Annotated in this window: 11 protein-coding genes; 8 read left to right on the forward strand and 3 right to left on the reverse strand. The window is 70.8% G+C overall.

What is annotated here, in order from left to right; all coding sequences use genetic code 11:
• Nucleotides 1-161: 161 nt before the first annotated feature.
• Genes ACFWPS_RS18620 through ACFWPS_RS18630 form a run of 3 tightly spaced genes read left to right on the forward strand, consistent with a single transcriptional unit; the run spans nucleotide 162 to nucleotide 2885 of the window.
• Nucleotides 162-1487 carry a sensor domain-containing protein gene (locus ACFWPS_RS18620; protein WP_383706325.1) on the forward strand — a complete coding sequence of 442 codons (1326 nt, stop codon included), beginning with the start codon at nucleotides 162-164 and terminating at the stop codon, nucleotides 1485-1487.
• Nucleotides 1478-2122 (forward strand): response regulator, encoded by a 645-nt coding sequence (locus ACFWPS_RS18625; protein ID WP_383706327.1) that lies wholly within the window; start codon nucleotides 1478-1480, stop codon nucleotides 2120-2122. The genes ACFWPS_RS18620 and ACFWPS_RS18625 overlap by 10 nt, the downstream gene beginning before the upstream one ends.
• Before the next feature lie 19 nt (nucleotides 2123-2141).
• Complete coding sequence (locus ACFWPS_RS18630; protein ID WP_383706329.1) at nucleotides 2142-2885, forward strand: DUF4097 family beta strand repeat-containing protein; 744 nt, start codon at nucleotides 2142-2144, stop codon at nucleotides 2883-2885.
• 69 nt (nucleotides 2886-2954) lie between these two features.
• Here the strand turns inward: ACFWPS_RS18630 and ACFWPS_RS18635 are convergent, their stop codons facing one another.
• Nucleotides 2955-3353, reverse strand: coding sequence for a hypothetical protein (locus ACFWPS_RS18635; RefSeq protein WP_383706331.1), 399 nt, complete (start codon nucleotides 3351-3353; stop codon nucleotides 2955-2957).
• 283 nt (nucleotides 3354-3636) lie between these two features.
• Entirely contained in the window at nucleotides 3637-4230 is a 594-nt protein-coding gene (locus tag ACFWPS_RS18640) for a condensation domain-containing protein (protein ID WP_383706356.1), read from the reverse strand.
• On the opposite strand from ACFWPS_RS18640, the gene ACFWPS_RS18645 reads away from it, so the two are divergent.
• The 5 genes from ACFWPS_RS18645 (at nucleotide 4181) to ACFWPS_RS18665 (ending at nucleotide 6674) form a co-directional block, all read left to right on the forward strand.
• Nucleotides 4181-4729, forward strand: a complete 549-nt coding sequence (locus tag ACFWPS_RS18645; protein ID WP_383706358.1) for a hypothetical protein — start codon at nucleotides 4181-4183, stop codon at nucleotides 4727-4729. The genes ACFWPS_RS18640 and ACFWPS_RS18645 overlap by 50 nt on opposite strands.
• Entirely contained in the window at nucleotides 4726-4914 is a 189-nt protein-coding gene (locus ACFWPS_RS18650; RefSeq protein ID WP_383706333.1) for a hypothetical protein, read from the forward strand. Before ACFWPS_RS18645 ends, ACFWPS_RS18650 begins: the two co-directional genes overlap by 4 nt.
• A gap of 212 nt (nucleotides 4915-5126) precedes the next feature.
• Nucleotides 5127-5294: a hypothetical protein gene (locus tag ACFWPS_RS18655; RefSeq protein WP_383706335.1), complete on the forward strand. Its 168-nt coding sequence runs from the start codon at nucleotides 5127-5129 to the stop codon at nucleotides 5292-5294.
• 46 nt (nucleotides 5295-5340) lie between these two features.
• Nucleotides 5341-5850: a hypothetical protein gene (locus tag ACFWPS_RS18660; RefSeq protein ID WP_383706337.1), complete on the forward strand. Its 510-nt coding sequence runs from the start codon at nucleotides 5341-5343 to the stop codon at nucleotides 5848-5850.
• Nucleotides 5851-6062: 212 nt separating this feature from the next.
• Nucleotides 6063-6674: a class I SAM-dependent methyltransferase gene (locus ACFWPS_RS18665; protein WP_383706338.1), complete on the forward strand. Its 612-nt coding sequence runs from the start codon at nucleotides 6063-6065 to the stop codon at nucleotides 6672-6674.
• Here ACFWPS_RS18665 and ACFWPS_RS18670 read toward each other — a convergent pair.
• On the reverse strand, nucleotides 6644-7302 hold a 659-nt coding region (locus ACFWPS_RS18670), incomplete at its 5' end, for a DUF7019 family protein (RefSeq protein ID WP_383706340.1). The two genes, ACFWPS_RS18665 and ACFWPS_RS18670, sit on opposite strands and share 31 nt — an antisense overlap.

The following is a 7302-nucleotide window of genomic DNA, read 5'->3' on the forward strand; positions in this document are numbered from 1 at the left end:
TGAACCCACCGGCCGGACGGGGGGTAAACCCTACCCCCCGCTAGTGGGCTCTCCTCGCTGTCGACGGGTGGTCGGGTTGGGTACCGTCCCCTTGTCGAATCGAGGCGCGGACGGTGATCTGGTCGCCGCCCTCACTGCCCACGAGAGCGGGTCCGAAGCAGTTGACCGAGAACATCGCCGGCCGTGCCACCGGCAAGGCCCGGACAGACGCCCGGCCACCCCGCGAGGTGGTACCGGGCAATCCGCTGCGCGCGCTGGCCTCCCCTGTGCTGTGGCAGGCGTCGATCCACCTGGTACTCGACGGTCTGGTGGCGCTGGCGGGACTGGCCGTGCTGGTCGTGCTGGTCGTCGCCGTCTGCCTGGCGCCGGCCGGCCTGGTGGGCCTGCCGCTCACGGTGGCGGCGGGGTGGGCGCTGTTCCGGCTGGCCGCCGTCGAGCGCGCCCGGTTCGCCGTGACCTGCGGGCTGGAGCTCGACGAGCTGCCGGCGCCGGTCTCTTCGTGGCGGTTGGCCAAGTCGCTGCAGTCGCTCATCCACAACCCCTGCACCTGGCGGCTGATCGGCTACTTCGTACTGCTGATGCCGGTGGCGGTGGTGACCGTGGTCGGGGTGGCGCTGATCTGGGCCGTGCCGCTGACCCTGGTGCTGCTTCCGGCCTACTACCGGGGCCTGCCCGGCGGGCAGGCCCAGCTCGGGCCGTTCTTGGTGGATTCCCTGCCCCGGGCACTGCTGGTCGCGGCCGTGGCACTGCTGGTCGGCGCGGTCCTCTCCCCACTGATCGTCAAACTCCTGCTGGCGCTGGACACCGCGCTGGCCGTCGCACTGCTCTCCCGGCCCCGCGGAATGGAACTGGAGCAGCGGGTCAACGATCTGACGGAGAGTCGAGCCCGGGTGGTGGACGCCGCCGAGGCGGAGCGCAAACGGATCGAGCGGGACCTGCACGACGGTGCCCAGCAACGGCTGGTGGCGATGTCGATCACCCTGGGCCGGGCCAGCTCGCGGTTGAAGAAGTCCGGTGACCACGAGACCAACAAGATGGTCGAGGACGTCCGGCGGGAAACCCTCAGCACCATCTCCGAGTTGCGCAACCTGGCCCGTGGCCTGCACCCGCCGGTGCTGACCGACCGCGGCCTGAAGGCGTCGCTCTCCGCCGTCGCCGCGCTGGCTCCGGTGCCGGTGCGCCTTGACGTCCTGGTGGAGCCGCGCCCCTCCTCCACCATCGAGGCGGTCGCCTACTTCACGGTGACCGAGGCGCTCACCAATGTGGCCAAACATGCTCATGCGACCCGCGCTTGGGTGGAGATCCGGCGGGAGGGCGCCCGGTTGGACGTTAAAGTCGGCGATGACGGGCGTGGCGGAGCCGACCTCTCGGCCGGCACGGGTCTGACTGGTCTGGCGGACCGGGTGTCCGGGGTGGACGGGCGGTTCCGGCTCAGCAGTCCGGTGGGGGGACCGACCGTGATCGAGGTGGAATTGCCATGCGGGTAGTGCTGGCCGAGGACTCCGCGCTGCTGCGCCAGGGCATCGAACTGCTGCTCAGCGAACAGGGGATCGAGGTGGTCGCCGCGGTCGGCGACGGGGAGCAACTCCTGCGCGCGGTGGCCGAACACCGGCCGGACGCCTGTGTGACGGACGTCCGGATGCCGCCCACCTTCCTGGACGAGGGCCTGCGCGCCGCACTGGCGGTACGCGCCCGCTGGCCGGAGACCGGCGTCCTGGTGCTCTCCCACTACGTCGAGGAGCGCTACGCCATCGACCTGGTCAACACCAATGACAACGGGGTCGGTTACCTGCTCAAGGACCGGGTATCGGACGCCGAGGAGTTCGTGGACGCGCTGCGCCGGGTCGCCGCGGGCGAGACGGTCCTCGACCCGGAGGTGGTCAAGCAGTTGCTGGCCGGCAGCCGGCAGCGGGATCCGCTGTCCACCCTGACGCCGCGCGAGCGGGAGGTCCTCACGGCCATGGCGGGGGGCCGTTCCAACGCCGGGATCGCGGCCGATCTGGTGATCGGCACGGCGGCGGTGGAGAAGTACATCCGCAGCATCTTCGTGAAATTCGATCTGCAGCAGGAGGCGGGAGACCACCGCCGCGTGCTCGCCGTTCTGCGCTACCTGGGAGCTTGAGATCAGTACCACACCGAGGATGCGCCGCGGATTCCTCCTCATAGGGCTGGCCGTCCTCGTCACGGTCGTCGCCGTGGCCAGTTGGGGTGTGGTCGCCTTGCTTCCGGCGCACCACCCGTACAGCGGCAACTGGCAGCAGGACGCGGCCGGCGCCAGCCAGGTGACGGTCCAGGCCGACGGACTCGGCGTGACGCTGAGTCAGGACGGCTCCTCGCAGGTCACGGTGGCCATGAGCGGCAGCTACACGGGCCATGTCCCCCAGGTCTCCGTCACCCGGTCCGGGTCGGACGTCACGGTCACCGCCGGCTGCTCCGACGACTGCTCGGAGCACCTGCAGATCACGGTGCCGGCCGGCCTGGCCGCGCAGGTGAGCACCGGGGACGCCGGGATCCAGGCGAAGGGCCTGACCGGCCGGCTGGATCTGACCACCGGGCTGGGCGGGGTCGAGGTGGACCAGTCGTCCGGCCCGCTGACCGTGCGGAGCAAGTACGGCGCGGTGACCCTCGCCGACAGCAGCGCCCCGAACGCCGAGGTGATCACCACCGACGGCGCGGTCAGCGCCTCCTTCACGGCGGCACCCGCCTCCCTGAAGGTCACCACGGGCTACGGCCGGGTCGACCTCAAGGTGCCTCACGACGCCACCTACCACGTCGATGCGCAGAGCTCCCACTGGTCGCCGAGCGTCTCGCTGCCGAACACCGCTACGGACGCGCCGCACAGCGTGGTGGTGAAGACCACGGGCGGCAGCATCACGGTCCACTGAGCACGCCCGTGCCGCGAACGACGGTGGCGCCCCCGGGAGATCCCGGGGACGCCACCGTCGTTCGGACGATCAGCCGGCGACCAGCGAGGGTTCGACGATGATCTTCGCGTGCCGCTCCGGCTCGCCGAGTTCGGCGATCGCCCCGGCCAGTCCGTCCAGGCCGGTGACGCCGGTAACGCCGGTGATGACGGTGACGCCGGTGACGCCGGTGATGACGGTGACGCCGGTGACGCCGGTGATGACGGTGACGCCGGTGATGACGGTGATGACGGCACCGGCGTCGATCCGGCCCTCGGCGATGTCCCGCAGCGTCTGGCGGTACTCACCCGGGCTGCCGCCGAACGACCCGCGGATGTCCAGCTCCCTGCCGGCCACCACCCCGGGGTCGACCGTGTCGGGGCGCAGGCAGACGCCGACCAGCACGATCTTCGCGCCGGCCGGTGCGCCGTCGACGACCCGGGCGAGCATGCCGGGGTGAGTCCAGCGAGGAGGCGAAGTCGGCCAGTGCGGCGGCGACTTCGGCCGGTCGCTCCTGCTGGGTCCAGCGCCCGCAGCCGGGCAGGATCATCGTCCTGCGCAACTGCGGTGCCCACTTGGGGTCGGCCAGCGCCGCGTCGATGGCGCGGGGGAAGTAGCCGGCGAACCGCTCGATGGTGCTCGGGTCGAACAGGTCCACGTCGTAGCGGAAGTCGACGGCCAGCGTCTCGGCGCTCTGCCGGACGTTGATCGCGAGATCCAACTGCCCATGGGCCTATGGGAGTTCGTAGGGGGCCGGCTGCAGCCCGGCAAACTCGGCGGTGGCGCCGTCGGCAGGGTCCAGCAGCAGCAGCGGGTCGCCGGTCGGGGCGCCGATCAGGTTGAGGGTGATCCGGCAGAGCGAGCAGCCACCGCCGGTGCGCGGGCGGTTCATCGTCCGGGTGAGCAGCTCGAACGGGTAACCGAGCTTGCCGAGACCGGACCTGACCTGGCGGTCGGCGGCGGTGGCTGCCTCCCGGAAGGTGCTTCCCGGCGCGAGGTCGGCCCGGAACACCAGGGTGTTGATGTAGTTGCCGACCACCTCGCGGGTGTCCGGGCTGATCCGGGTGGTGGTCGGACAACCGATCAGGAACCGGTTCTGCCGGGTGTAGCGGTGCAGCAGGCCCTGGCGGACGCCGAGCAGCACCGCGAACAGCGTGACCTCGCGTGCTGGTCGGCCACGGCCGCCGGCCGTCCACCGGATCGCGCCGCGTGCTCGTGGCCATGTCCGATTGATCCCCGCTGAGATCCAGCGAACACGCTCAAAGGAGGTCGCCCGTATGACCGTCGCGTCACCGACCCCGCGTCCGACATGGCCCGACAGCAGCACCGACCTGTCCCTGACCGACGCGGAGTGCGCCGAGGTGCTGCGGCTGGCCCGCGAACTCGTCGAGGCCGAACCGCATCTGATGGGCACCCGGGTCTGGATGGACGAGGCCCGCCGCCTCTCGTCCCGGCTGCCGCTCCGCCTGCGCGAGTCGCTCCGGCGGTACCGGCACGATCCCGGGCCGGACGGCCTGCTGATCGTCCGCAACCCTGCCGAGCGACGAGGCGCTACTGCCCGCGACCCCGACGGTGCCGGAGTCGGTGGAGCGCCAGGCCACCGTACCGGGTTCGATCACCGTGCTGCTCAGCCTCTACCTCGGCGAGGGGACGGCAACACCCTGCCATGGCAACAGCATGGCGCCGGTATTCGCTCACGTGTCCTCAACAGCCCGTCACCATGGAATCGCAGGCCGATCAAGGACCTGGGAACCAGGACCGAGACACTCGCACACCACGGCCTGCGGATCACTCTCAACACACGATTCGGGGGAACAGCAGCATGAACACCCACGCACGACGGGCCAACCTCGTGGCCGCGGCCGCCGCCGCACTGGCGGCGATCACCCTCACCCTCGTCACGCCCGCCATCGCATCCGGAGTCAGCGCCGCCGCGCGGCCGCGGACCGCTGCCGCCCCGGCCGACACCACCGGCACCACCACCCCGCCCGACAACAACGGCTGGGACTGACAGGGGGGTTATCCATACCCCGGTTCGGTGGGCTGGCCACGTGTCCGGCCCGGCCGAACTGCTGTTGGCTGGAGGGCAGATGGTCGGTGCGGGGCGGCGCAGGTGCCCCGCACCGCAGCGCCACCGCGAACCACCGGTGAAGGCCACCGGCCTTCCCGAGGACGAGGAGTGGAACGATCAATACCTCAAGCCGCACCGCCCGACGGTGCACCATGACGACCGGCGACGGCGCGGTCGACCTCGCGGTGCCCTCGAGCACCGGCTACCGGATCGACGCCCACAGCAGCAGCTCCGCGCCGCAGATCGACCTGCCGGACTCCGACGGCGCGTCGGCCTCCCTCACCGTGGCCGCCTCCAACGGCGGCATCCACATCCACTGAGCGGGCACCACCGCCCCACGCCGACGACCAACGTTGGAGAAGAACCATGCGCCAACCCTCCTCACCCCTGCGCGCCCCGTTAGGCAAGGCCGGCATCTGGGACCTTGCGGGCGCCTCCGGTTCGGGCTCCGGTGTCCCGCGGATCCTTCCGAAGGCCGCCGCCGCTTCGACGTTCCCCCTGCCGCTTCGCCGGGCGGCCACGGTCCTCACCGTGCTCGGGCTGGCGATGATTCCCTGGCTGGTCTTCCTGTACACCGGGCTGCCGGCCACCGCTCAGGCCTCGCACTGGGCCTGGACGTGGACGGGTCTGGACAGCTTTGAGGCGCTCGGCCTGCTCTCCACCGGACTGCTCCTCAGGCGCGGCGACTGCCGGGCCTGCCTGACCTCCGCCGCGACCTCGGCCCTGCTGCTGGTCGATGCCTGGTTCGACACCATGACGGCTGCCCCGGGTTCGGACTTCAAGCTGGCGGTGCTGATGGCGGTCTTCGTCGAGTTGCCGCTGGCGGTGGCCTGCGCGGTTCTCGCGACCCGGACCTTCCCTCGGCCGGGCCGCTGAGCGGAAGAGCTCGTGACGTGATCGGCGCTTGCGGTCCGGTCCTTTTCGGAAGTCCCCGGCCTGCCGCAACGGCGGTCCACGGGCGGTTCGTTCGGCCCGCTCGGGTCGACTGCCGACAAAGTCGGCGCTGGCGCAAGCAGATTGCACACAAACACAACTGATTGACCATCAGAGATGCCTCGATGGCTAAATCGGACATTTAGGGAGGAATTATGAGGCAATCGCGGGCATTGATCGGCGCGGGCGCTGCCGCCGCCGTCGCCACCTGGTGGTTCACCGACTCCGCGCCGTACCCGTACTCTCAGCGCTGGCTGCTCGACCTGCCGCTGCCGTTCCTGACTCTGAAGCGTCTGGACCACGTGCTGCAGGCCCGGGAGGGCGAGAGGATCCTGGAGATAGGCCCCGGAACCGGCCTGCAGTCGCTGCACGTCGCACCGCAGCTGGGCCCGAACGGCCAGCTGGACATCCTGGACATCCAGCAGGAGATGCTCGACCACGTGGGCCGCCGGGCCAAGGAGCAGGGCGTCGACAACATCGTGCCGAACTGCGCCGACGCACATGAACTTCCTTTTGCGGATGGCTCGTTCGATGCGGCTTACCTGGTGACGGCGCTGGGCGAGATCCCGGATCCGGCGCGTACGCTGGCCGAGCTGCGCCGGGTGCTGAAGCCGCTCGGGCGGCTGGTGGTCGGCGAGTTCTTCGACCGGCATCAGATCCGGCCGTCCTCGCTGATCAGCCTCGCGGAGGGAGCCGGGCTGCGGGTCGCCCGGCTGTACGGTCCGCCGTTCGCGTACTACGCGGTGCTGCGTCCGATCGACGCCTGACGCCGCTCGGGCGGTTCCCGCCCGGCCGAACCGTAGACTGGACGGCCGTAGCCGTAGCCGTAGGGCCCGACAGCAGCCTGCGGGCGACGAACTCCACGGATTGCTGGGGTCCCGCGCAGCAGGCGACCGGCGGTGTATACCCAGGCCAGTGCGGACTGCTCGGCGCCCTGCATGCCCTGCGGGCTTTCAGGGGTCCCGGCGCCATCGGCGGCGAAAGCCGCGGCGAGGCCGGCCACTATCGCCGGGGTCGACGACGGAACGAACTCCTGGGCCTGCGACGGGCTTCCGCCGAGCACATGGTGGCCGGCCCCGCCGAGGCCAAGCACCGTCCGCTCGGTCCGGCCGCCGAAGTAGACCAGCGACCCGCCGCCCTCGGACCGCAGCGGCCCCCACTGCATGGGCAGGACTCCTTTGAAGAACGCCCCCGGTTCGTCCACCGACCCGACCTGTCCGGTCTCTTCCAGATACTGCAGCACTCGCTCCAGCCGGGCGGTCCGGTCGGGCACCTGCGCCTCGACGCTGCGCCGGATGCTGAACAACTTGACGCTCGCGGACGCCTCAGTGGTAGCCCTGCGGTCGAAGCCGGGGTCGATCGGGTCTGCTGCAGGTTTGGGTGACAGGTTTGACC

This window comes from Streptomyces sp. NPDC058457 (assembly GCF_042720695.1).
Lineage (GTDB): Bacteria > Actinomycetota > Actinomycetes > Streptomycetales > Streptomycetaceae > Streptomyces.

Bases quoted from the DNA above. Each gene is read 5' to 3' on its own strand.
- ACFWPS_RS18625 (WP_383706327.1), top strand. From the start codon at position 1,478: ATGCGGGTAGTGCTGGCCGAGGACTCCGCGCTGCTGCGCCAGGGCATC.
- ACFWPS_RS18630 (WP_383706329.1), top strand. From the start codon at position 2,142: ATGCGCCGCGGATTCCTCCTCATAGGGCTGGCCGTCCTCGTCACGGTC.
- ACFWPS_RS18635 (WP_383706331.1), bottom strand. From the start codon at position 3,353: ATGCTCGCCCGGGTCGTCGACGGCGCACCGGCCGGCGCGAAGATCGTG.
- ACFWPS_RS18645 (WP_383706358.1), top strand. From the start codon at position 4,181: ATGACCGTCGCGTCACCGACCCCGCGTCCGACATGGCCCGACAGCAGC.
- ACFWPS_RS18650 (WP_383706333.1), top strand. From the start codon at position 4,726: ATGAACACCCACGCACGACGGGCCAACCTCGTGGCCGCGGCCGCCGCC.
- ACFWPS_RS18655 (WP_383706335.1), top strand. From the start codon at position 5,127: ATGACGACCGGCGACGGCGCGGTCGACCTCGCGGTGCCCTCGAGCACC.
- ACFWPS_RS18660 (WP_383706337.1), top strand. From the start codon at position 5,341: ATGCGCCAACCCTCCTCACCCCTGCGCGCCCCGTTAGGCAAGGCCGGC.
- ACFWPS_RS18665 (WP_383706338.1), top strand. From the start codon at position 6,063: ATGAGGCAATCGCGGGCATTGATCGGCGCGGGCGCTGCCGCCGCCGTC.